We start from the raw sequence: 22450 nt of genomic DNA, 5'->3' as shown, positions 1-22450 counted from the left end.
CGTCGGGTCTTCTACCGTTCGGCTCTGCAAGGCCCGTACCCGACCGTCGTGATGCCCGTGCCGCGCCCATTCGACCGGCGTTCCTGGCCGGCGAATGGAGGAAAGCCGCCGTAATCCGGATGCAGGATGGCGGAAACCCGCCGGAAACCGGTCCATGGCGCCCCTTTGCGAGAGGAGCATGAGAGGGGGCGATCACGGCGTACCGGCCGTGACTGCCCGACAGCGTCACTTGATGAAGCGGACCTGGCTGTTGATCTTCTCGATGACTACGCCCTTGCGTTCGTTGAAGCGCGCCTTGTTCTGCTCGAACAGGTTGTTGCCCCTGGTGTCGATGGAGATGATCAGCGGGCCGAACTCGCGGACGCGGTTGACCCACAGGGTTTCCGGCATGCCCAGGTCCTGCCACTCGGCGCGCTCGATTTCCTCTACCTTGGTGGCGGCCAGTACCGCGCAGCCGCCGGGGAATACCGCGTGCACCGCCTTGTTCTCAAGGCATCCGGCGGTGGTTTCCGGGCCCATGCCGCCCTTGCCGATGATCAGCTTGACGCCGGTTTCCTCGATGAACTGACGTTCGAACTTCTCCATGCGCATGCTGGTGGTCGGGCCGATGGAAACCATCTCGAAGCTGCCGTCGTCCTTCTTCCGCACTATGGGTCCGGCGTGGAAGATCGCCCCGCCGCGCAGGTCGACAGGCAATTCGCGCTTGAGCTCGATCAGTCGGCGGTGCGCCACGTCGCGGCAGGTCACCAGCTGGCCGGTCAGGTAGACCACATCGCCAACGTTGAGGGCAGCGAGGTCTTCATCCCTGATCGGGGTCGAGAGAACTTTTCTCACAGTACTACTCCTTCGTGGGAGAGGATGTCGTAGGACAGGTCGGCGTTGATGCGGATCTTGCCGCGACGGTGCGCCCAGCATCCGGTGGAGACGGCGACACCGATGGTGGAGGGGTGGCGCGCCGAGGATTCGATGTTCACGCCCATCACGCTGCTGTTGCCGGTGAGGCCTTGCGGGCCGATGCCGATCTCGTTGAGGCCCTCCTCGAGGAGCCTTTCCATCAGCGCCGCGTTCGCGTTGGGATGGGAGGAGTCCACCGGACGCAGGATCGCCTTCTTCGACAGGCGCGCTGCGGTTTCCACCGAGGTGGAAACCCCGACACCCACGAGCAGAGGCGGGCAGGCGTTCACGCCGCGCGAGGTGATCACGTCGAAGACGAATTCGGTCACGCCCTCGTAGCCCTGGCCGGGCATCAGCACCTTGGCGGAGCCCGGCAGGGTGCAGCCGCCGCCGGCCATGTACACGTCGATCAGCGCGTAGTCGGCGTCGGGGATGATTTCCCAGTCCAGCCACGGAATCTTCGAGCCGGTGTTGGTACCGGTGTTCTTCTCGTCGAAGGTCTCCACGGCGTTGTGGCGCAGCGGCCCCTTCTTGGTGGCTTCCAGGGTCGCGTTCTCGAGGATGCCTTCCAGCTCGCCCAGCAGCGGGAAGCGGGCGCCGGCGGAGATGAAGTACTGGATGACCCCGGTGTCCTGGCAGCTCGGGCGGTCGAGCTTGTCCGCATAGTCCTGGTTCTCGGCCATCGAGTCGTAGATTTCGATGGCCAGGGAATTGGTTTCCGCTGCGCGCAACTTCGCGGTCTTTTCCTTGACGTCCTTCGGCAGGCGCTTGCCGATATAGGCGGTGAACTTGGCCATCACGTCGGTAAGCGATTGAACGGCTGATTCGTTATCCATTTTGAGTCTCCTCACTGCATCACAAGGCGGGTCTGTTTGTCCGTTGGCGTGCCTGCTGAATCAGGCACCGGTGGCTGGGGTTAGCGGTTCTGCGCTGTGTGGCGCCGGTGATTCCTGCGCCTGCTTCTGTTCCGGCTGGTGGGTGCCGTTCAGCACCTGGTCCATGCGGGATTTGTCGAGGGCACCTACCCACTTGGCGATGGCCACGGTCCCGACCGCGTTGCCGATGGTGTTGGTGATCGCTCGCGCTTCGGACATGAAGCGGTCGACGCCGAGCAGCAGCACCATGCCGGCGACCGGGATGTTGTCCAGCGAGGCCAGGGTGGCGGCCAGGGTGATGAAGCCGGAGCCGGTGACCCCGGCCGAGCCCTTCGAGGTGAGCAGCAGCACGCCGAGCACGATCAACTGGTCGGTCAGGGTGAGCGGGGTGTTGGTGGCCTGGGCGATGAAGATGGCCGCCATGGTGTAGTAGATGCACTGGCCGTCGGGGTTGAAGGTCAGCCCGGAGGGGATCACCAGGCCCACCACCGGCTTGGAGACGCCGGCGTGCTCCAGCTTGTTCATCAGCTGCGGCACCACCGATTCCGAGGAGCTGGTGCCCAGCACGGTGAACAGTTCTTCCTTCAGGTACTTGAGGAACTTCCACAGGTTGAAGCCGGAAAGGCGGGCGATGAAACCGAGGACGATGACCACGAAGAGGAAGCAGGTCAGGTACATGGTCGCCATCAGCTTGCCGAGCGAAACGATCGAGCCCAGCCCGTACTTGCCGACGGTGAAGGCCATCGCGCCGCAGGCGGCCAGCGGGGCGAGGCGCATGACCATGCCGACGATGTGGAACATGCCGTGGGAGAAGGCTTCCAGCACATCGACCATGGGCTTGCCGCGCGCTCCCAGGTGGGACAGGGCGATGCCGAACAGGGTCGAGAACAGCAGGATCTGCAGGATCTCGTTCTTCGCGAAGGCATCGGTGACGCTGGCCGGGATGATGTGCAGCAGGAAGTCGGTGAAGCTGCCGGAGCCGCTGGCGGCGGTTGACGTGTAGGTAGCGATGGCCTTGGTGTCGAGGGTGGCCGGATCGACGTTCATGCCCTGGCCCGGCTGCACGAAGTTGACCACCACCAGGCCCAGCACCAGGGCGAAGGTGGAGAGGATCTCGAAATAGAGCAGCGCGCGGACGCCGACCCGGCCGAGTTCCTTCATGTTTTCCATCCTGGCGATGCCGAGGACCACGGTGGCGAAGATGATCGGCGCGAAGACCATCTTGATCAGCTTGATGAAGGCATCGCCGACCGGTTTCAGGTCCGCACCGAACTGCGGCCATGACACACCGAGCAGAATGCCGATGGTCACGCCGATCAGAACCTGGACATAGAGCTTTCCTAGGAATTTCCTGGCCATGGTTTCTCCGAATTGTTGTTGTGAGTCGGATCAGTTCCACCCGGGCGGCTGAACCGGGCGATGGCTGAAAAAATGCCCAGGTTTTTTGTGGGCAATTTCTGAGAGGCGAAATTAATGGTTTCCCAGGAATTGAGTAATACAATGAAAGTTATTTCATTGTTTCCCTGAGGTTAATTATGAATCCGGTGTCGGAATTGGCCTTCTTCACCCAGCTGGTCAGGCTGGGCAGCCTTGCGGCCACGGCGCGGGAGCTCAACCTGACGCCTCCGGCGGTATCCAAGCGGCTGGCACAGCTGGAGCAGCGACTGGGAGTGCGTCTGCTCAATCGCACCACGCGCAGCATCAGCCTCACGGCCGAGGGCGAGCTCTATCTGGTCAATGCCCAGCGCATCCTCGGCGAGATCGAGGAAATGGAGAGCCAGATCTCCAGCAGTCGCGCGGAGCCCAGGGGGTTGCTGCGGGTCAACGCACCGCTGGGCTTCGGCCGCACTCATGTCGGTCCGGCCATTTCGTCCTTCGTCACGCGCTATCCGGAAGTCGAGGTGCAACTGCAGCTGACCGACCGGCCAATCAATCTGCCCGACGATGCCATCGACGTCGCCATCCGCTTCGGCGAGTTGCCCGACTCCCGGCTGATCGCCCGCAAGATCGCCGCGAATCGACGCCGCCTGTGCGCTTCGCCTGCTTACCTGGAATGCTTCGGTGCGCCGGAAACGCCCAAGGACCTGATGCGGCACAACTGCATCGTCCTGCGCCAGAACGATGCGGCCTTCGGTATATGGCGGCTCAGTCGGGGCAAGCAGAGCGAATCGATCAAGGTCCGTGGCGGCCTCAGCACCAATGACGGCGAGGTGGCATTGAACTGGGCGCTGGAGGGGCACGGCATCCTGATGCGCGCCGAATGGAACCTCGCCAGTCACCTTCGGGATGGTCGTCTTGTCGAGGTGCTGGGCGATTATGAAACGCCGCCCGCGGACATCTATGCCGTATATCTGGAGCGTCTCAACCTGTCCGCGAAGGTGTCCCTCTTCGTCGATCACCTGCGCGACGTTTTCCAGCGCAAAGCCATCGGGCAGGGCGATAGCCTGGGCAAGTGGCGGTAAGCATCCGTCCGTCAACCCGGGCGGACATGCTGTGCTGGTCGTGGTGAGCCGATGGCAAACGGCAGCTCCTGCACCGCTCGCGGCAACTACCAGCCGTTGTTCATCGGGATTCGACCTCACAGGCCGGGGATCCCGTCTTGAACGACTGGACCTGTATGCAGTGCGGTCTAGAGTGACTGCAGAGGCCCGATAGCCGAAAAACGCATTCGCGGCGAGGAGCAGTACATGCAAGGCAATGTTTCATTCCGGCGATACAGTCAGTCCGCGCTGGACCCTTCACTGGCTTTCGACGTCGTCTATGGCGCCCGTTTCGAACATCGGATCCTGTCGCCCAGGCATTCGTACATGGCGCATCAGCGGCTGGCCCTGGGGAACGTGATACTCGAAACCGGCAGCTATGACTTTGCGGTGGCGGCATGCGGCGTCATGCCCAGGGACCTGTTGTGCATCGGCATGGTGGCGCACTCGGGCGAGGTGACCCGCTGCAACACGGCGCCGATCGATGCCGACGAAATCCAGATCTATCCGTCCGGTTCGGAGTTGCTCTATCACGCCAGCGGGAGTTCCCGCTGGATCTCCCTGGTGCTTCCGGAAGCGCTCCTGCAATCGGCCGCGATGGCCCATATGGGCCGCCCCTTGAACCTGCCGAAACGGGACTTCGTTTCCATTCGCTTGCCTGCTGGCGGTGGACGGCGCCTGGCGCAGCTGACCGACGATGCATTCGCCATGGGCCGGATGCTGGAACCCGAGGGGATGTCGGATGTGCTGGCCGCCAGCATTTTCCATGAGTTGGTCGACAGCTACGTGGTCGCGCTGGGCAGCGCCAGACTGGCCAATCGCAAGCGCATGACCACGGCCCAGCAGCACTCGCGGCTGGTGCTGGCCTGCGAGCGGCTGGCAATGACCGAGGATGCCCTGAACGTCGAGCTCGACGATATCGCCCGGCGCAGCGGATACAGCCGTCGGGCACTGGAGCTGATCTTCAACCGTTCGACCGGGATGCCGCCGGGGCGCTGGTTCCTGAATATCCGCCTGAACAATGTGATGCGCGACCTGCTGCTGGCCCGCCCGGACTGCCGCGTCGCCGACATCGCGGCGCGCTGGGGGTTCAGGCACTTCTCCCGCTTCGCCTATCAGTACCGCAGGGCGTTTGGCGAGCTGCCCAGCGAAACGCTGAGGCGGGCCGCGTCCTGATAGCCAGATTGCCAGTCACGGTGGCGCGCGCAGCGGTGCCGGTGCCGTTCACCAGCCATCTTCCAGTGGATTACCGGCAAAGCGCGGTTCGGGCAGGCCGCGCGCGTTCGGTTGACTGCGAAACAGCGCACCGGCCTGTGGGGCGGCGACGAGCGCATCCGCGGGCAGGCCATGACGGGCGCTGGTGACGTAGAGGGTGTCCAGCGCCGGCCCGCCGAATGCCGGCCGGGTCGGCTGGGAAGTGGGGACCGGCCAGATTTCCCGGAGGCTGCCGTCGGGTGCGTAGCGAACCACGCGGCCGAGGCCCCACTGGGCGTTCCACAGGCAGCCTTCGCTATCGACGCATGATCCATCCGGCTCGCCTTGGGCATTGCCGAGTTCGGTGAACAGCCGCGGGGGACCCAGTGAGTCGCCGTAGTCGCAGCAGTGAATCCGTAGCGACAGGGAATCGCAGTAGTAGAGGGTCGCGCCGTCGGGGCTGAAGGCAATGCTGTTGCTGATGGCGACCGGGGGCAGGGGCAGGCGTTCCAGCTCCAGCTGCCGATCCAGGCGCCAGAAGCTGCAGATGGGTTGGCGAGGGCCGTGGGCCGGTTCGTGCAGGGTGCCGAACACGAAGCGCCCCTGGCGATCACAGGCGCCATCGTTGCAGCGGGTGGGCAAGTCCGGCTCGATCAGGTGCAGCGTCCGCAGCTTGCCGTCTGCCAGGCGGAAGAAGGCAAGCCGTGACGCCAGGGCCAGCAGCAGCCAGCCATCGGCCTCGCACAGCGCGAAGCTTGCCAGCCGCTCGGGCATTGGCCATCGCTGCAGCGTGCCGCTGTCGGGGTGCAGGCGGAACAGGGTGGCGCGCTGGATATCGGTCCAGAACAGCGCCTGGGCGCGCGGGCACCAGAGTATGCCTTCGCCGAGGAGGTTGCCGGCATCGAGCGCGACATCCATGGGCTGGGTCATACCCAGCCACCATCGACGATGAAGTCCTGGCCGGTGCACATGCGGCTGTCGTCGGCGGCGAGGAACAGGGCCGCGCGCGCCAATTCGTCCGGTTGGAGGAGGCCGGGCATGCACTGGCCGCGTCCTATCTCCTCACGGCCCGCGTCGTCGAGCCAGAGGCGGGCCTGCTTGTCGGTGATCACCCAGCCGGGCACCAGGGTGTTGATGCGGATGTTCTGCCGACCCAGTTCGCGGGCCATGCCATTGACGAAACCGCGTATCGCCGCCTTGGCAGCGGCATAGATGGGGAAGTTGGCGTCCTTCTTCATCCAGCAGATGGAGCCCAGGCAGATGATCGAGCCGCCACCCTGCTGGCGCATGTCCGGGATCACCGCCTGGGTGGCGAAGACCTGGTGGCGCAGGTTCACCGCCAGGTTGCGTTCGAAGGTTGTCTCGTCGATGTCGCTCAGGGCATGGCGGATGTCGTTGGCCGCGTTGTTGACCAGCACCGTGATCGCGCCGATCCGCTCGCGCGCAGTGTCGATCGCAGTGCGCAGCGCGGGGAGGTCGGTGAGGTCGCAGTGCAGGTAGTACGGCACATGGCGCGCGTCGGCCAGGGCCGCGACCAGGCGGGCGGCCTCTTCGCCATCCAGGTCGAGGAAGGCGACACGCGCACCCTGGCGGGCGAAGTGCTCGACGAAAGCTGCGCCAATGCCGCTGGCACCGCCGGTAATGAGGACGCTGCGGTCCATCAGGCTGGGATATTGAGCGAATCGGGACATCAGCGAACTCCTTGCAGGTGGGATGGGAAAGCGGGCCGGCCTACCATTCGGCGACGCTCCCGTCGGCATGACGCCACAGCGGATTGCGCCAACGGTGGCCGATGGCCGCTCGTTCGGCGACGTAGGCTTCGTCTATCTCGATGCCCAGGCCCGGGCCGCCGGGGATCTTCACGAAGCCGTCCTCGTAGGCGAAGGCGCTGCGGTCGGCCAGGTAGTCGAGCAGATCGTTGGCGGCGTTGTAGTGGATGCCCAGGCTCTGCTCCTGGATGAAAGCGTTGTGGCATACCGCATCGAGTTGCAGGTTGGCCGCCAGGGCGATCGGCCCCAGGGGACAGTGCAGCGCCAGGGCGACGTCATAGGCTTCGGCCATGGAGGCGATCTTGCGCGTTTCGGTGATGCCGCCGGAGTGGGACGGGTCGGGCTGGATGATGTCGACGCCGCCCTGGCTCAGCACGCGCTTGAAGTCGTAGCGAGAGTACAGGCGTTCGCCCAGGGCGATCGGCGCCGGGGCGATGCTCGCCAGTTCGGGGATCGCTTCCAGGTGTTCGGACAGCACCGGCTCCTCGATGAACATCAGCTTGTAGGGCGTCAGTTCCCGCATCAGCACCTTGGCCATGGGCTTGTGCACCCGGCCGTGTATTTGAATTTCCATATATGCGGTTTCGCATATATATTCAGCGGCCAAGACATTCGCCCATGGCTCGTGATCCGGCCCGCCAGGCGAATTCCAATGCGGAGGCCGCCATGACCGACCCAATGACTCCCACTACCGTATTCAAATGCCTGGCCGACGAAATCCGCGTGCGCCTGATGCTCCTGATCACGCGCGAGGAAGAGTTATGCGTGTGCGAGCTGACCTGCGCCCTCGATGAAAGCCAGCCGAAGATTTCCCGCCACCTTGCGACGCTGCGGACCTGTGGGCTGCTGGCGGATCGACGTCAGGGACAATGGGTGTATTACCGTCTGCACCCCGATCTTCCGGACTGGGTACGCCGCGTGTTGATTACTGCGCTGGACGCCAACCTGCTCTGGTTGGACGCCGACGCCAAGCGCCTGGATGCCATGGGCGATCGCCCCGAACGGGCAGCCTCCTGCTGCTGAGCGTCCGCCCCGATGGCGGGACCGGCGGACTCGATCAGCCAGGGATTCCTCCTTTCTCTCAACAGACATCCGAGAACACGAGCATGAGCATCAAAGTCGGTATCAACGGTTTTGGTCGGATCGGTCGCCTGGCGCTACGAGCCTCCTGGGACTGGCCGGAGTTCGAGTTCGTCCGCATCAACGACCCGGCAGGTGACGCGGCGACCCACGCCCACCTGCTGAACTTCGACTCGGTGCATGGGCGCTGGCACCGCGAGGCCAGTGCCGAGGGCGATTGCGTGGTGATCGGCGGCAGGCGCATCCAGGTCACCGCCAACAAGGCCATCGCCGACACCGACTGGTCGGATTGCGATCTGGTGATCGAGGCCAGCGGCAGGATGAAGACCGTCGCCGTGCTCCAGGCGTACCTCGACCAGGGCGTGAAGCGGGTGGTGGTCAGCGCGCCGGTGAAGGAGAAGGGCGCGCTGAACGTGGTCATGGGCGTCAACCAGCACCTGTTCAATGCGGAAGAGCACCGCATCGTCACCGCAGCGTCCTGTACCACCAACTGTCTCGCACCGGTGGTCAAGGTGATTCATGAGAAACTCGGCATCCGCCACGGCTCGATCACCACCATCCACGACCTGACCAACACCCAGAGCATCCTCGACCAGCCGCACAAGGATCTGCGCCGTGCCCGTGCCTCGGGCATGAGCCTGATTCCCACCACCACCGGCTCCGCCACGGCCATCGCGGAAATCTTCCCCGAACTGCGGGGGCGTCTGAATGGCCATGCCGTGCGCGTGCCGCTGGCCAACGCCTCGCTGACCGACTGCGTGTTCGAAGTGGAGCGCGCGACCAGCGTCGAGGAGGTCAACCAGTGGCTCAAGGCAGCCGCCGAGAACGAGCTGAAAGGCATCCTTGGTTATGAGGAACGCCCCCTGGTGTCCATCGACTACCGCACCGATCCGCGCTCGTCGATCATCGATGCGCCGTCGACCATGGTGGTCAATGGCACCCAGGTGAAGCTCTACGCCTGGTACGACAACGAGTGGGGCTATGCCAACCGCGCCGTCGAGCTGGCCCGCCTGGTCGGCCTGGCCGGCTGAGCAGGAGCTAACGGCGATCATGAATGCGTTGTCAGCCCTCTCCACGGAAGTCCGCCAGTACCTGCTGGTCACCGGCAACTACTGGGCCTTCACCCTCACCGACGGCGCCTTGCGCATGCTGGTGGTGCTGCACTTCCATACCCTGGGCTACACGCCGCTGCAGATCGCCGCGTTGTTCCTGTTCTACGAAATCTTCGGCGTCATCACCAACCTGGTGGGCGGCTACCTGGGTGCGCGCATCGGGCTGAACCGCACCATGAACCTCGGCCTCGGCCTGCAGGTCATCGCGCTGCTGATGCTGGTCGTACCGGCCGCCTGGCTCACCATCCCCTGGGTGATGGGGGCGCAGGCGCTGTCGGGAATCGCCAAGGACCTCAACAAGATGAGCGCCAAGAGCTCGATCAAGCTTCTGGTGCCGGACGGCCAGCAGGGCACTCTGTACAAGTGGGTGGCCATCCTCACCGGCTCGAAGAACGCGCTGAAGGGGGTGGGCTTCTTCCTCGGTGGGGCCTTGCTGGCGCTGCTGGGCTTCAAGGGTGCGCTCGTCGCCATGGCGGCGGTGCTGGCGCTGATCTGGCTCGGCAGCCTGGTGATGCTGAAGAAGGATCTGGGCAAGGCCAGGGCCAGACCGAAGTTCCGCGACATCCTGTCCAAGAGCCGGGCGATCAACATCCTCTCGGCCGCGCGGCTATTCCTCTTCGGCGCCCGTGACGTCTGGTTCGCGGTGGCGTTGCCGGTCTACCTGAGCACGGCGTTCGGCTGGGACTTCTGGCTGGTGGGTGGCTTCCTCGCCACCTGGATCATCGGCTACGGCATCGTCCAGTCACTCGCACCGGCCATCACCGGCAAGCAGCGCGGCCATGTCCCGGATGGGCGCGCGGCCTTTGTCTGGGCCGGCCTGCTGGCAGTAGTGCCAGCGGCCATCGCTGGCGGCCTTGCGGTGGACTGGTCGGCCCAGGTCATATTGCTGGGCGGGCTGATGCTGTTCGGCGTGCTGTTCGCGGTGAACTCCTCGCTGCACAGCTACCTGATCGTCAGCTATGCCAAGGAAGACGGCGTGTCGCTGGACGTGGGTTTCTACTACATGTCCAACGCCCTGGGCCGGCTGTCCGGGACGCTGCTGTCCGGTTGGGTGTTCCAGGCATACGGACTGGAAGCCTGCCTGTGGATCTCCACGCTGTTCATATTGCTGGCGGCATCGATCTCCGTCGCCTTGCCGCGGCACTCCACGAGTCACATGAGTCGCACCTGATTCGTCGACGCCTGCCCTGTGGCTGCTTCCACCCCGGGCCGCGCAAATGCGTTCTCGAAGATGAAGCCCTTCCAGGCGCCAGTTGTCGGCTGTCAGGCTTTCGAAAGCTGCTCCATCCTGCGCCGGTACTGGCGGGTGCGCAGGGCGTTCGCGAGTTGCTGCAGGATCAGTGCGCGCAATGGCGATACCTTCGGGTCGGGCGTTCTGCCGATGCTGAGTTTGCGCAGCTGGAACTTGACCGCGGCCATGTTGGCCAGCGATGCCAGGGGCTTGTTCTTCCAGGTGATCGGCCGCAGTTCCGGGGCCTTGTCCTGGCCCTGGCGCCAGTCGCACGGCAGGTTCGGGTCGATGGCCAGCGCCGTTCCCATACCGACCACGTCCACTCCGCTCTCGACCACCCGTTCGGCGACCGGCAGGCGGCGGATGCCGCCGGTGACCATCAGCGGCATCTCCGCCACATTCCGGATGTCGCGGGCGAAGTCCACGAAGTAGGCCTCGCGGGCGAGGGTGCGGCCGTCGCGCGCTTCCCCCTGCATGGCCGGGGCCTCGTAGCTTCCGCCCGACAGCTCGACCAGGTCGACCCCCAGGCCGTTGAGCAGTCCCACGACCTGCCGGGCGTCATCGGCGCTGAAGCCGCCGCGCTGGAAGTCGGCGGAGTTGAGCTTGACCGCGACCGCGAAGCCGGGCGAGACCACAGCACGCACCGCCTTGACGACCTCCAGCAGCAGGCGCGCCCGGTTTTCCAGGGCGCCACCCCATTCATCGGTTCGCTTGTTGCTGAGCGGGGAGAGGAACTGGCTCAGCAGGTAGCCATGGGCGGCGTGGATCTCCACCCCGGTGAAGCCAGCCTGCTCGCCCAGCTGGGCGGTACGGGCGAAGCGCCGGATCACCTCGGCGATGACTTCCGGCGTCATCGCCCGCGGCGTGTCGAAGTGCCGGGACATCCTGCCCAGTTCCAGCGGCACCGCCGAAGGCGCCCAGGTCTTCTGGCCGAGGTTGGCGGGCATCTGCCGTCCGGGATGGTTGATCTGCAGCCAGAACTGCGCGCCCCGGGAGCGGCCGATCCGGGCCCAGCGCCTGAACTTGTCCAGTTGCCCGTCGTCCTCCAGCACCACGCCGCCGGGGCCGGTCATGGCGCGGCTGTCGATCATGACGTTGCCGGTGATGAGCAGGCCGGCGCCGCCGTCGGCCCAGGCCTGGTAGAGGCGCATCAGCTGTTCGGACGGCGCCTGGTCGGCGTCCGCCATGTTCTCTTCCATGGCGGCTTTGGCGATGCGGTTCGGCAGGGTCGAACCGTTGGGAAGCGCAAGTGGGGCGAACAGGTTCATGGGGCTACCTCGTGTGGACGTGGCTCGACCTTAAGATTGAAGTAAGCTTTAAGGTCAAGCTTTTCCGAGGTGCGGCATGCGAATAGGTGAACTGGCGAAACTCAGCGGCCTGACGGCTTCGCGCATCCGCTTCTACGAGTCGAGCGGGCTGATCAAGTCGGTCGCGCGCAAGGCCAACGGCTATCGCGACTACGCGCCCGAGGCGGCGTGGATCCTGGAGATCATCACCGGCGCCCAGCGCGCGGGCTTCTCGCTGGAGGAGATTCGCCATCTGCTGCCGGTGGGACCGAAGGCCTGGCAGCACGACGAGTTGCTGGACGGCCTCAAGCGCAAGGTGGCCGAGATCGAGGCGATGCAGCAGCGCCTGGAGCAGAGCAAGGCGCAGCTGCTCGTCGCCATCGAGGGCATCGAGAACCGGCCCGAGGGACTGCAGTGCGCCGACAATGCGGAACGGGTCCTGAACCGCCTGCGCGAGGAAGGCGCCGTGACGGGGCAGGGGGCCGCGAAGCCCAGGGCGAGGCGTGCCCGGGGTTGAGCCCCGGGGCTCGCGAAAGGCGGGCCGGCTCTGGATGCCTGGCTCGTAGCGAATGCTGGCCTGAAGCGCCTTGCGGTATCGATCGGCGGGTTCCGGCCGGTCTCAGTGGGTCCTGACCGACACAGGCCGGCTAATGGGTGTCCCCTTTTCGACCGGCCTTGCGCCAGGCCATTTTCGAACTCTGACTTGCCCAGCAAGCGTCGGCAGGGGTATGTCCTGGCGCCAGGACGGCCCATTAGCGACGGCTTCGGCCACCTTCGGGTGGCCTTTTTGCGTTGGCGGGTAATACTTCTCTGCAAAGGCGGGCGTGTTGCTGGTGGCGTGCGCCGCGGGAGGTGTGAGGTGAACAAGCTATCAATCGTGGGTGCCGGTATGGTGGGCGAGGCGGCGGCTCAGATCATCGCCCGGGAAGAGTTCTGCCGTGAGTTGGTGTTGATTGATGTGCAGGGCGAGTTGGCGCAGGGCAAGGCGCTGGACGTCTGGCAGGCGGCAGTCGAGTCAGGTTCCGATACCAGGGTCTACGGCGGGTCCAATGCCGAATTGCTGCAGGATTCCGATCTGGTGGTGATTACGGCGGGTGTGCCCCGCAAGCCTGGTCAGTCGCGTCAGGATGTATTGAGTATCAATCTGCCAATTCTCGACGGCATCATGCGGGATATCAATCGTCATGCTCCGGCGGCGACGGTGTTGGTGGTGTCGAACCCGGTCGACGTGCTGACCTATCGGGCCTGGTCTCTCAGTGGGCTGGGACGCGACAGGGTGTTCGGGCAGGCGGGGGTGCTGGATACGGCGCGCATGAAGTGTTTCATTGCCGAGGAGACAGGGTTTTCCGCTCGGGATATCACGGCACTGGTGCTGGGAGGGCATGGCGATAGCATGGTGCCGCTGATGCGATACTGTGCGGTCGGTTCGGTGCCGCTGTCCCACTTCCTGTCCAGTGAGCAGATAGAGCGGATTGTGGAGCGCACACGTAAGGGTGGCGGCGAGATTCTGGGTTTGAAGAAGCTGGGAAGCGCCTGCGATGCGCCGGGCGTGGCAATTGCGCAGATGGTGGATGCTATCGCCAATGGGCGAAGACGCATTTTGCCGGCGGTCGCGATTCTCGAGGGCGAGTACGGGCGAACAGATATTGCCATGGGTGTCCCCTGCGTGCTGGCAGAGGAGGGGATTGTGCGGGTGATCGAGTTGCCTCTGGATGCGCAGGAGCAGGCGATGTTCGACCACTCTGCAGATCAGGTGGTGCGTGATATCGCTGAAATGAATGCTTTGTGAGCGAGGGTATAAGAGGGAGGCGCAAGCGTGTCCCGGGAATTGGTGTAACTGAGGTCATGCCGCTGCGTCACGCGGGAAGACCGGCCTTGCGATAGCCGTCAACGAAATGCTCGAGCGTCGCAGCGTCGCGGAAGGGTTCCGTCGCGGCCCAGTGGCGGATCGTGAAATGCGGGTTGGCGACGAGGAACAGTTCGACCTCTGCACGCGCCTCGTCGAGCCGGCCCAGTTGGGCAAGGCTTGCCGCCAGGAAACGGCGCGAGCTGGTGCGATAGGTCTCGTCCCTGCGCAGTGTCTCGACAGCGGCTTCGTATTCGCCGGCCGCATATTGCGCCTGGCCGAGCGTCAGGTAGTACCAGCTTGCCGGGAACGGGTTCAGCCGGAACGCCTTGCGAATGTGTTCGAGGCCTTCTTCGACGCGCCCGGCCAGGACCGCGATGTCGGATAGCGTCGCCCAGATGTCGGCCTCGTTCGGGTCCAGCTCGATCGCCCTGGCGAATTCCGCATCCGCCTCGGCGAAGCTGCGCTCATAGGCGAGCAGGTAGGCCAGGACCCAGTGGCAGCCGGCATCGTTGGGGTCGAGCGCCACGGCCTTGCGCGCCAGTTCCAGGGCAAGGCTGCGGTTCGGTTCGATCGGCTCGCCCCAATGCACCCATCTCATCCAGTGGTTCATGGCAAGCCAGCGCCAGGCCTCGGCGTATTCCGGATCGAGCGAAACCGCGCGCGTGAGCATCAGGTGCGCTTCCCGCGCCGTCTGCGGCGAATCGTCGATCAGCTTGCGCGCCCGCACGCAGAGATCGTAGGCCTCGATATTCCGCGGTCGCTTGCGTGGCGGCGGTGTGCGCAGCCGGCCGAGCAACGCCTCCACGATCTTGCCGGTCACCTCGTCCTGAACGGCAAAGATGTCTTCCAGGCTGCGATCGAAGCGTTCCGCCCATAGATGATCGCCAGCCAGCGCGTCGACCAGCTGGGCGTTGACCCGCACGCGCCCCGCGGCGCGTCGTGCGCTGCCCTCCAGCAGGTAGCGCACGCCGAGGTACTGGGCGATCTCGCGCACGTCCATCGCCTTTCCCTTGAAGGCGAAGGCCGAGTTGCGGGCGATGACGAACAGGCCGGCGGTCCTCGACAGGTCGGTGATCAGGTCTTCGGTCAAGCCGTCCGCGAAGGATTCCTGCTCGGGATCGTTGCCGAGATTCACGAAGGGCAGCACGGCTATCGATGGCTTGCCGGGCAGCGGCAAGGGTTTCGCCTTTGCGCCGCCGAGCCGCTCGATGGTCCCCGTGAAGCGGTAGCCGACGCGCGGAACCGTGGCGATCCATTGACCGCCATCGGCGGCCGGACCAAGCAGCTTGCGCAGCAGCGCGATCTGGACGGTGAGATTGCCTTCCTCGACGACCGTGCCCGGCCAGGCCGCGTCCATCAACTCGGCCTTGCCCAGGATTTCGCCGGGCCGCTCGACGAGTGCCGCCAGCAGCTTCAGCGCGCGGTAACCAACGGCAACGGGGGCACCATCGCGAAGCAGCGTTCCCGCGCCCGGATCGAGCAGGAACGGACCAAAGGCAAAGCGTGAACCCTGCATACGGCGCATCCATATCCGCTTTGGAAGTTTTCAGAACTATTAGGGAGCGCTTAAGTACGACGCCGCTCGTATTCCGCAGAATTCCTCTCATGCAGCTCGAGATCCCCTGGACCCTCGAACCCCATGGAGGCTGCCATGAACGATACTACCCACCCGGGATCGGCGGAAGCGCCGCGTCGGCACTACAGCCTGGCGACTCTGCGAAGCATCCTCGCGACCTGGAGCGAGCGCGCACGCTTTCGCCGGAAACTCGAGCAGATGTCGAAGGCCACTCCCCATTTGATCGACGATATCGGCTTTACCAGACGGCAGGCGGAGGCGGAGATCGCCAAGCACTTCTGGCAGCGATGAGCCGGAGACTGCACCTTCGCAGCGGTGCCGGCAGCGCAAGCCGGGGTTGCCGGCAACCCCATGCTGCAACTGCGGATTCATGTGTGTGACTGCCATCTACAATGTGCTGGGCAGACGCCGAGGCACTGCTCTCGCAAGCACAGGCAAGCGCGTCACGCGGTGATCTCTGGATGAGGCAGGCAGCTGGCATGTGGCAACCCCAAGGCATGCAGAGGCTGGATGCGGGGCGTGTCACTGACATCGATCACGCGAGGCGCGGACGCTTTGCGTCAAGCTGCAGGCTCCGCTGGAGCGGAGACTGTCGGGTTTTCCAGTAGACGGTTTTCAGCCGACTGACTGGTATTTTCGCGGTGTTTGACATGGAGGCGTCGAAAAAACCGCCGGACGCATGATGGTGTTCTGGCATGGCTGCCCAGATTGAGAAGGACTCGCAGAGTTCCCATGGTTACCGCCTCGCCCCGCGTTGCACTTGTTGGCACGGGTTCTTCCCGCTACAGCGGAAGTGAACTGGACCATTTCCCTGATTACGATGGCCTGGAATCGGCGCCGGCCTACGACGTGCTGCTGCTCGACCTGCCAGGCACGCAGGCCGGTCGAATGCTGCGCAGCCTGCGCCAGGATCCCCGCTATCGATTCGCCCTGATCTATTGCTGCCAGGACCTGGACTCCTGGTGCATCGCCCTGGGTGACGGTCCGCCGCCGGCCGATCCAGGCGCCATCACGCCACTCTGGCGCCTGTGGCGCGAGCGCTTCAGCCTGTTCAACCGGGGGGCAGCGCCGACGCGCTTCGAGGAGCGCGCGCTGGCCTGGCTCTGGTTGCGCTCCCGCGGCGCGGTTCATGCCGTGCGTGATGCCTCCGTCCCCCAGCACTACCGCTACCCGCTCCTGGAGGCCCTGGCCGATAGCGAGGAGATCAACCAATTCTCCTGGCTGCAGCTGATGGGGCAGCAGGGCTGGCTCGAAGCGGGCGAGTTGATCGACAGGCTGCGTCTGTGCACCAACTGTGGATCGGGGCGTTTGAACTACGTGGATGTCTGCCCGGAGTGCCAGGCCCTGGACATCGGCCGCCAGCCATCGCTGCACTGCTTCACCTGCGGGCACGTCGGGCCCCAGGAGCACTTTCTCAAGGAAGGACTGCTGCTCTGCCCGAACTGCCTGACCCGTCTGCGCCATATCGGCAGCGACTATGACCGTCCCCTCGAGAACTACCGTTGCCGCAATTGCCAGGCCTTCTTCGTCGACGCCGCAGTGGAAGCTCGTTGCCTGGATTGCGGGGAGAACCATGAACCTGGCAAGTTGCGTGTGCGTGAGGTGCGTCACTTCCGCCTCGGCGAGGCCGGGCGCCTGCGCTGCCGCGAGGGCTTCAGTGCCACGTCGGCGAACATGGATAGTTTCGGCAGCCTCAACCTGTTGCCGCGCCAGGCTTTCCTGGAACTGCTCAACTGGCAACTGCAACTGACCACGCGACACCGGGATCCACCTTTCTCCCTGCTCGGGTTGCGCTACGTCAACTTGCTGGAGCTGCTTTCCCAGCTTGGTGAGATGCGTGGACATGCGTTGCTGGACGGTCTGGTGGAGCGCCTGCAGGAGGCCGTGCGCGAGACCGATCGTTGCTGCCGCCTGAGCGAAGAAGTGCTCTGGCTGCTGATGCCCCATACCGATGCCGCCGGGCTGGAAGTGGTGCGCCAACGCCTGGCCAAGGGCGCCGAGCGCCTGACCATCGAGAAGGCGACGCGCATCGAAGTGCGCCTGGCGACCTTCACCGCACCGGACGAGCAGGTGGAGCAGGAAGATGCCGCCTTGCTGCTGGCCAGACTGACTGGGCAGCTTGGCTGAGCATGGAAGCGTTCATCGAACAGTGGATGCTTCTGGTCGGGGAGTTCGCTCGTCCCGACGGATTCTTCCAGGCCGCGCTCACGCTGCTGCCGGCATTCATGCTCCTGGAGGTTCCGCTCAACCTCCTGGTGCTGCTCGGCGTGCTGCGCTGGTTCATGCGCAAGCCGTTCGAGCTGCCCCGGGAGAGTGGCTACCGCCCGCGGGTGTCCTGCATCATCACCTGCTACAGCGAAGGGCTCGATGTGCAGAAGACCCTGCTCAGCCTGTGCGAGCAGACCTACCCGGGCTACATCGAAATGATCCCGGTCGTCGACGGCGCGGCCGTGAACCAGCCGACCATGCAGGCGGTTCGGGACTTTCGCGTCGATCCGACGCTCTATCCCCGTCGTCTGCTGAGGCCCATCGCCAAATGGCAGCGCGGAGGTCGTGTCTCGTCGCTCAATGCCGGTCTGGCGCATTGCACGGGCGAAGTCATCATGGCGCTGGACGGCGACACTTCCTTCGACAACGACATGGTCAGCCGGATGGTCCGCCATTTCGCCGACCCCGATGTGCCGGCAGTGGCGGGCAGCCTGCGGGTGCGCAACGCCTGGGCTTCGCTCACCACGGCGATGCAGGCGCTGGAATACCAGCTGTCGATCCACATGGCCAAGATCGGCCTCGGCGAATGGAACCTGGTGAACAATGTGTCTGGCGCCTTCGGCGCATTCCGGCGCAGCTTCCTCGACAAGATCGGCGGGTGGGATACCCACACGGCGGAAGACCTGGACCTCACCTTGCGGATCAAGAACTACTTCGGCCGCAGGCCCTTGCGCATACCCTTCGAACCCGGCGCCATCGGGCATACCGACGCCCCCGTGACCTTTCTCCAGTTCCTCCAGCAGCGTCTGCGCTGGGATGGCGACCTTTACTTCCTCTACATTCGCAAGCATCGCCACAGCTTCAACCCGCGCCTGCTGGGCTGGCCCAATTTCCTGATGACGCTGGTCACCGGCTTCTTCTTCCAGCTGGTGCTGCCCTTCATCATTTTCGGCTACTGCCTGATCGGCCCATTCGTCGTGCCCTGGCCGACCTACTTCGCCCTGGCGCTGCTCATCTACCTGGTCTACCTGGGCATGACCCTGCTGCTGTACCTGGCCATGCTGGCCCTGGTTTCCGAACGTCCGCGCCAGGACCTGCGGCTGCTCCTGGTGGTCCCCATCTTCCCGCTGTTCATGCTGGTCATGCGCATGTGGAGCGCGGTGGCCATGCTCAACGAGGCGCTGCGCCGCGGCCACGAAGAAACCAGCATGGCGCCCTGGTGGGTGCTGCGTAAGGCAAAGAGGTTCTGAGCTGATGATCCGTTACCTGCTTCTGGGCACCTTGCTACTGGCTGCCGGCCTGTCCCGGGCCGACGTGCTGCCGTTGTCGCGGGTGCTCGAAAGCGCCGAACCGCCCTGCAGGCCAACGCCGCCGATCTGCGGGCCCTGGACGCACTCAAGGAACAGCGTGGGGCCGAAGCGGGCTGGCAATGGTTCGGCTCGGCCAGCACGGGGCACTATCACGAGCTGGTGACTGACGACATACGCGATGACTACTACGGGCGGAACATGGCGCTGGGCTTGCGCCACCCGCTGCTCGGCAGCTTGCGGCGGCAGGTCCAGGCCGTGGCCGCCGTCGAACTCGAACAGCAGCGGCAGCAGTCCCGCCGCCTGCTGCGCAGGGCCGAGCAGCGGCTGGCCTTGCGCAGCGCCTACGCCGACTGGTGGCGGGCGGAAGAGGAAAATCGCTGGTGCCGGGCACTGTTGCCGAATGCGGCGTCCGCCCGCGAGCGCCTGGCTGTCCGCCAGCGCGAGGCCTGGCTGTTGCCGTCCCAGGCGCAACTGCTGGACGGACAGTGGCAGGCCCTCCAGCGTCGCTGTGAATCGAGCGCGCTGCTGATGGACGACACCCGCGCCAGCCTGGCCGAGCTATCCGGCCTGGACATCGCCCCCGGTCAGATGCCCCAGGCGGAGCCGCTGGCGGCGCGTGTGCAGCCCATGGCCAACTGGCGCCAGGCCCTGGAGGGTCATCCGCGCCTGCAGGAGCGCCGGGACGAACTGCGCCAGGCCGAACGGAACCGGCAGTCGCCCTGGTACGACAGCATCGACTCCAGCTTCAGCCTTGCGCAGAGCTACGAGGAGCGCAGTGGCGCCAGCAAGAACGGCGATGGCCTGGTCGCCAGCCTGAACTTCTCCGCCCCCTTCGACCTGATGACATACGGCCAGGCCCGGGGGCGGGAGGGCGAAGCACGCCACCAGGCGGCCCTGGCCCAGTTGAATGCCGAGCGCCAGCAGTTGCTGCAGGCCCTGAACAGGGCGCTGCAGGGTCAGCGGCAGGCGGTAGCCGAGCTGGAGCGCGAGCGTGACCAGCTGTCCGTGTCGGCGGTGGCCATGCGCGAGCAACGCCTGCGCGCGGAGCGTTCGGTCTCCGGCTCGCCGGGCGAGGAACTGGCCGTGGAACTGGAACGCTACAACAACGGTTTTCGCCTGATCGCCGCCTGGCATGCCGCCTGGTTGCGCGAGGCGGCCTTGCGCCTGTTCGTCGATGACGACCGGGCACTGAGTCCGCTGCTCGGTGCGCAGAACCTCGACTGGCGGTCGCCGGGAGGCGGGCAGCCGATGGCCAGCCCGCCCCGGGCGGCGGGTTGGAGCCAGGGGGTCTACCTGTGGAAGAGCCAGGCCCTGCTGCGGCCCGACACCCGGCGTGCCGAATTGAAGGCGCTGCGCAGCGCCGGCATGCAGCGTCTCTATGTGGGACTCGACGCCAGTCAGGTGGCGGATATCGCGACCCTGCGCGGGCAGTTGCAGGGCGCACTGGATGATGCCCATGCCCAGGGCATGCAGGTCGTCCTTCTGCTGGGCGATCCGGCCTGGCTGTCGGGCAGCGGGCGACAGGACCTGCTGGCGCTGCTCGGCCAACTCCGCGGATTGCGATTCGACGCCCTGCATCTGGACCTCGAGGTCGAACAGCTTGGCTGGCCCGTGCCTGAAAGCCGCCTGCAGGACTGGCTGGACACGCTGGGTGCCGTCGCCCGGCTCGACTACTGGCCGCTGGAGCTGTCCAGCCATCCTCGCTGGTTCGCCGAGCCATCCGGCAGGAATTGCCTGCCCTGCGCCTTGCCACAGCGGGGCGTGCGGCAGGTCAGCCTGATGATCTACACCCGCAACCCCGAACGCAGTGCCGAGTTGGCGCAGTCCATTGCCCGGCGCTGGCCGAAATTGCGTTTTCGCCTGGCGCAGAGCGTCGAGCCGCAACTGCCGGCCGAGGAGTCCTGGGCCGGGGCGTCGCGCGTCCAGCTGCAACGGCAGGTGGCGAGCTGGCGCAAGCGTCTGCAGGCGGCCGGAGTCTCTGGCGTCGACTGGCAGGACTGGTCCCATTACCCGCATTGAGCCATCCCATGAAGATTCGATTCTCCAGCCCCAAGGAACAGCAGCCCACACAGGAACAAGGCCTCAAGGTGCTCTACGCGCCGGGCAAGCGCATGGCGTTCAAGGTGCGCTGGTATCTCATCCTGCTGGTGGTGACCAGCCCGCTGCTGTTCCTGGTCGGGCGCGAAGTGCTTGGCTCCTGGGTGATCGAAGCCCCGGCCCAGTTGCACCTGCCGTTCAGCGAACTGCGCGCCCGGGAGCCCGGGCAAGTGGCGCAAGTGCTGGTCCGGGCCGGCGACAGGGTGCAGGCCGGCCAGTTGCTGCTGCGGATGGACAATCCCGAATGGCGCGCGCGCCTGGCCTTGCTGGCCGGGGCGCCCGAAACTTCCGGACGGCGGACCCTCGGGGAGGGCGCGCGCGAGCCCCTGATACGTTTGTTGAACAGCGCGGAAATCCGCCTGCAGAAATTGCGTGGCCTGCTCGCCGCGGGAGCCGCGACCCGTGGCGAAGTGCAGCAGGCCGAGGACGAGCGTGACCGCCGTCAGCGCGACCTGATGGAGTTCGAATGGCGCGCGGCACAGCCGGTGGATGACAGCCTGGATCGTCAGCGTCAACTCGAGAGCGACTGGCTGAAATCGCGCCTGCAGGGGCTGGAACTGAAGGCCGCCGACTCCGGAGTCATCAGCGAAGTGCTGGTTGGCGAGGGCGAGAATGTCGGGCCCGGAACCTTGCTGGTGCGCCTGCAGCGGCTGGGCGATGCCGAGATCTGGATTTATCTCGATCCGCGCTTCGCCGAGTACGCCACGCCCGGCCAGCCTTTCCGGGTGCGTCTGCCGGATGGAACCTGGCTACCGGCGGAGGTGGTGCGTACGGTGGAAGACGCAGCTCCAGTGCCCGTGGAACTGCGCGAAGCCTTCAGCCCGCCGGCCCGCAACCTGCGCCTGCTGGCGCGGGTCAAGGGCGAATGGCCGGCATTCTGGCGGGTCGATCGCCTGGGTCTGAAGGCGCGTTTCCCGCATCGCTGGAACTGGTTAGATCGCTGGGCTGTGCAGGAGTGATCGTGTGTCCTCACGGACCAGCAATCTGCACAAGCACACCGGCTTTGACCTGTCCGGCCACTGGCTCGGGCGCGGCGTCCGGGCGGCCATGCCCGAGACGGCTTGAACTTGGCCGGTTTCTGCCCATTCAGGCCGGCAGAAGTCAACCCATAGCGGTAGTTGGCGAAAGGCAGAATCCGGCCGAGGCTGTGTAAAAACGCGGCGGGTGATGAATAGCTGGATGTTGGGTTGTTTTAGCAGCGCCCAGAGGCCCCATGGGCGCTGGGCGTGTCGATCCGAGTCATTCAACTGCCTTGGGAAAGTGTGGCTCCGCGATGCTGTGCGACGGGCTCAGCGGGCCGCCAATGGAGTTTCAGGCCTTAATGGCGGCCATCAGCGCACTATTGCCCAGCAGGTTCAGCACTCGTTTGAAGTTGTAAGCGAGCACATGCAGGCTCATCTCCGTGCTCACCCGCTCGAGCGTTCGGGTGAGGAAATGGGTGGCACCCATCCAGGCCTTCAGCGTGCCGAATGGGTGCTCCACCGTCTGG

The 22450-nt window shown here is 65.2% G+C and carries 20 protein-coding genes and 1 pseudogene; 12 read left to right on the top strand and 9 right to left on the bottom strand.

Annotated elements, in window-relative coordinates:
• Positions 1-225: 225 nt before the first annotated feature.
• Genes ttdB through BLR75_RS14125 form a run of 3 tightly spaced genes read right to left on the bottom strand, consistent with a single transcriptional unit; the run spans position 226 to position 3128 of the window.
• A complete protein-coding gene (gene ttdB / locus BLR75_RS14135; protein WP_084315413.1) occupies positions 226-834 on the bottom strand; it encodes a L(+)-tartrate dehydratase subunit beta in 609 nt (202 codons plus the stop codon).
• A complete protein-coding gene (gene ttdA, locus BLR75_RS14130) occupies positions 831-1730 on the bottom strand; it encodes a L(+)-tartrate dehydratase subunit alpha (RefSeq protein WP_084315411.1) in 900 nt (299 codons plus the stop codon). The genes ttdB and ttdA overlap by 4 nt, the downstream gene beginning before the upstream one ends.
• A gap of 60 nt (positions 1731-1790) precedes the next feature.
• The gene (locus BLR75_RS14125; protein ID WP_084315409.1) at positions 1791-3128 is read right to left on the bottom strand and encodes a dicarboxylate/amino acid:cation symporter; all 1338 of its coding nucleotides are present in this window, start codon (positions 3126-3128) and stop codon (positions 1791-1793) included.
• 176 nt (positions 3129-3304) lie between these two features.
• On the opposite strand from BLR75_RS14125, the gene BLR75_RS14120 reads away from it, so the two are divergent.
• Complete coding sequence (locus BLR75_RS14120; RefSeq protein ID WP_084315407.1) at positions 3305-4231, top strand: LysR family transcriptional regulator; 927 nt, start codon at positions 3305-3307, stop codon at positions 4229-4231.
• Between the two features lie 225 nt (positions 4232-4456).
• Positions 4457-5425: a helix-turn-helix transcriptional regulator gene (locus BLR75_RS14115; RefSeq protein WP_084315405.1), complete on the top strand. Its 969-nt coding sequence runs from the start codon at positions 4457-4459 to the stop codon at positions 5423-5425.
• A 48-nt stretch (positions 5426-5473) separates the two neighbouring features.
• Here the strand turns inward: BLR75_RS14115 and BLR75_RS14110 are convergent, their stop codons facing one another.
• The 3 genes and pseudogenes from BLR75_RS14110 to dgoD all read right to left on the bottom strand — a co-directional run.
• On the bottom strand, positions 5474-6373 hold the full coding sequence (locus BLR75_RS14110; RefSeq protein ID WP_084315403.1) for an SMP-30/gluconolactonase/LRE family protein: 900 nt from the start codon (positions 6371-6373) through the stop codon (positions 5474-5476).
• Positions 6370-7137, bottom strand: a complete 768-nt coding sequence (locus BLR75_RS14105) for an SDR family NAD(P)-dependent oxidoreductase (RefSeq protein ID WP_217633613.1) — start codon at positions 7135-7137, stop codon at positions 6370-6372. Before BLR75_RS14105 ends, BLR75_RS14110 begins: the two co-directional genes overlap by 4 nt.
• Before the next feature lie 37 nt (positions 7138-7174).
• A pseudogene (gene dgoD / locus BLR75_RS14100) lies at positions 7175-7828 on the bottom strand (galactonate dehydratase); the annotation flags it as partial.
• Positions 7829-7878: 50 nt separating this feature from the next.
• Between dgoD and BLR75_RS14095 the strand changes: the two are divergent.
• From BLR75_RS14095 to arsJ, 3 genes are all read left to right on the top strand, one after another.
• Positions 7879-8235, top strand: a complete 357-nt coding sequence (locus tag BLR75_RS14095; RefSeq protein ID WP_084315397.1) for a metalloregulator ArsR/SmtB family transcription factor — start codon at positions 7879-7881, stop codon at positions 8233-8235.
• 83 nt (positions 8236-8318) lie between these two features.
• Entirely contained in the window at positions 8319-9323 is a 1005-nt protein-coding gene (locus BLR75_RS14090) for an ArsJ-associated glyceraldehyde-3-phosphate dehydrogenase (protein WP_084315396.1), read from the top strand.
• A gap of 19 nt (positions 9324-9342) precedes the next feature.
• Complete coding sequence (gene arsJ, locus BLR75_RS14085; RefSeq protein ID WP_084315394.1) at positions 9343-10575, top strand: organoarsenical effux MFS transporter ArsJ; 1233 nt, start codon at positions 9343-9345, stop codon at positions 10573-10575.
• A 92-nt stretch (positions 10576-10667) separates the two neighbouring features.
• On the opposite strand, the gene BLR75_RS14080 is transcribed toward arsJ, so the two are convergent.
• On the bottom strand, positions 10668-11903 hold the full coding sequence (locus BLR75_RS14080; RefSeq protein ID WP_084315392.1) for an NADH:flavin oxidoreductase/NADH oxidase family protein: 1236 nt from the start codon (positions 11901-11903) through the stop codon (positions 10668-10670).
• Between the two features lie 76 nt (positions 11904-11979).
• Here BLR75_RS14080 and BLR75_RS14075 point away from each other — a divergent pair, with 76 nt between their 5' ends.
• The gene (locus BLR75_RS14075; protein ID WP_084315390.1) at positions 11980-12438 is read left to right on the top strand and encodes a MerR family transcriptional regulator; all 459 of its coding nucleotides are present in this window, start codon (positions 11980-11982) and stop codon (positions 12436-12438) included.
• Between the two features lie 342 nt (positions 12439-12780).
• On the top strand, positions 12781-13710 hold the full coding sequence (locus tag BLR75_RS14070; protein WP_084315388.1) for a malate dehydrogenase: 930 nt from the start codon (positions 12781-12783) through the stop codon (positions 13708-13710).
• Positions 13711-13777: 67 nt separating this feature from the next.
• Here the strand turns inward: BLR75_RS14070 and BLR75_RS14065 are convergent, their stop codons facing one another.
• Positions 13778-15286, bottom strand: a complete 1509-nt coding sequence (locus BLR75_RS14065) for a winged helix-turn-helix domain-containing tetratricopeptide repeat protein (protein WP_084315386.1) — start codon at positions 15284-15286, stop codon at positions 13778-13780.
• 135 nt (positions 15287-15421) lie between these two features.
• On the opposite strand from BLR75_RS14065, the gene BLR75_RS14060 reads away from it, so the two are divergent.
• The 5 genes from BLR75_RS14060 to BLR75_RS14040 all read left to right on the top strand — a co-directional run bounded on the left by BLR75_RS14060 (position 15422) and on the right by BLR75_RS14040 (position 21920).
• Positions 15422-15637 (top strand): DUF1127 domain-containing protein, encoded by a 216-nt coding sequence (locus BLR75_RS14060; RefSeq protein WP_084315384.1) that lies wholly within the window; start codon positions 15422-15424, stop codon positions 15635-15637.
• A gap of 441 nt (positions 15638-16078) precedes the next feature.
• Complete coding sequence (locus BLR75_RS14055) at positions 16079-17473, top strand: TackOD1 domain-containing metal-binding protein (protein ID WP_084315383.1); 1395 nt, start codon at positions 16079-16081, stop codon at positions 17471-17473.
• Positions 17474-17475: 2 nt separating this feature from the next.
• Positions 17476-18804: a glycosyltransferase family 2 protein gene (locus BLR75_RS14050; RefSeq protein ID WP_084315382.1), complete on the top strand. Its 1329-nt coding sequence runs from the start codon at positions 17476-17478 to the stop codon at positions 18802-18804.
• Between the two features lie 219 nt (positions 18805-19023).
• Positions 19024-20883 carry a TolC family protein gene (locus BLR75_RS14045; RefSeq protein ID WP_245726146.1) on the top strand — a complete coding sequence of 620 codons (1860 nt, stop codon included), beginning with the start codon at positions 19024-19026 and terminating at the stop codon, positions 20881-20883.
• A gap of 8 nt (positions 20884-20891) precedes the next feature.
• Complete coding sequence (locus BLR75_RS14040) at positions 20892-21920, top strand: efflux RND transporter periplasmic adaptor subunit (protein ID WP_084315380.1); 1029 nt, start codon at positions 20892-20894, stop codon at positions 21918-21920.
• Between the two features lie 352 nt (positions 21921-22272).
• On the opposite strand, the gene BLR75_RS14035 is transcribed toward BLR75_RS14040, so the two are convergent.
• A partial coding sequence (locus BLR75_RS14035) for a transposase (RefSeq protein ID WP_139207024.1) occupies positions 22273-22450 on the bottom strand: 178 nt, incomplete at its 5' end.

The sequence above is a fragment of the Pseudomonas jinjuensis genome, assembly GCF_900103845.1.
Classification (GTDB): domain Bacteria; phylum Pseudomonadota; class Gammaproteobacteria; order Pseudomonadales; family Pseudomonadaceae; genus Pseudomonas; species Pseudomonas jinjuensis.
Note: the sequence above shows the minus strand (reverse complement) of the source record. Positions and strands in the feature narration are given on the sequence as shown.

Coding starts and splice junctions, on each gene's coding strand:
- BLR75_RS14120 (WP_084315407.1), top strand. CDS start 3,305: ATGAATCCGGTGTCGGAATTGGCCTTCTTCACCCAGCTGGTCAGGCTG.
- BLR75_RS14055 (WP_084315383.1), top strand. CDS start 16,079: ATGGTTACCGCCTCGCCCCGCGTTGCACTTGTTGGCACGGGTTCTTCC.
- BLR75_RS14110 (WP_084315403.1), bottom strand. CDS start 6,373: ATGACCCAGCCCATGGATGTCGCGCTCGATGCCGGCAACCTCCTCGGC.
- BLR75_RS14090 (WP_084315396.1), top strand. CDS start 8,319: ATGAGCATCAAAGTCGGTATCAACGGTTTTGGTCGGATCGGTCGCCTG.
- BLR75_RS14095 (WP_084315397.1), top strand. CDS start 7,879: ATGACCGACCCAATGACTCCCACTACCGTATTCAAATGCCTGGCCGAC.
- BLR75_RS14060 (WP_084315384.1), top strand. CDS start 15,422: ATGAACGATACTACCCACCCGGGATCGGCGGAAGCGCCGCGTCGGCAC.
- BLR75_RS14050 (WP_084315382.1), top strand. CDS start 17,476: ATGGAAGCGTTCATCGAACAGTGGATGCTTCTGGTCGGGGAGTTCGCT.
- ttdA (WP_084315411.1), bottom strand. CDS start 1,730: ATGGATAACGAATCAGCCGTTCAATCGCTTACCGACGTGATGGCCAAG.
- BLR75_RS14075 (WP_084315390.1), top strand. CDS start 11,980: ATGCGAATAGGTGAACTGGCGAAACTCAGCGGCCTGACGGCTTCGCGC.
- BLR75_RS14125 (WP_084315409.1), bottom strand. CDS start 3,128: ATGGCCAGGAAATTCCTAGGAAAGCTCTATGTCCAGGTTCTGATCGGC.
- arsJ (WP_084315394.1), top strand. CDS start 9,343: ATGAATGCGTTGTCAGCCCTCTCCACGGAAGTCCGCCAGTACCTGCTG.
- BLR75_RS14115 (WP_084315405.1), top strand. CDS start 4,457: ATGCAAGGCAATGTTTCATTCCGGCGATACAGTCAGTCCGCGCTGGAC.
- BLR75_RS14040 (WP_084315380.1), top strand. CDS start 20,892: ATGAAGATTCGATTCTCCAGCCCCAAGGAACAGCAGCCCACACAGGAA.
- BLR75_RS14080 (WP_084315392.1), bottom strand. CDS start 11,903: ATGAACCTGTTCGCCCCACTTGCGCTTCCCAACGGTTCGACCCTGCCG.
- BLR75_RS14065 (WP_084315386.1), bottom strand. CDS start 15,286: ATGCAGGGTTCACGCTTTGCCTTTGGTCCGTTCCTGCTCGATCCGGGC.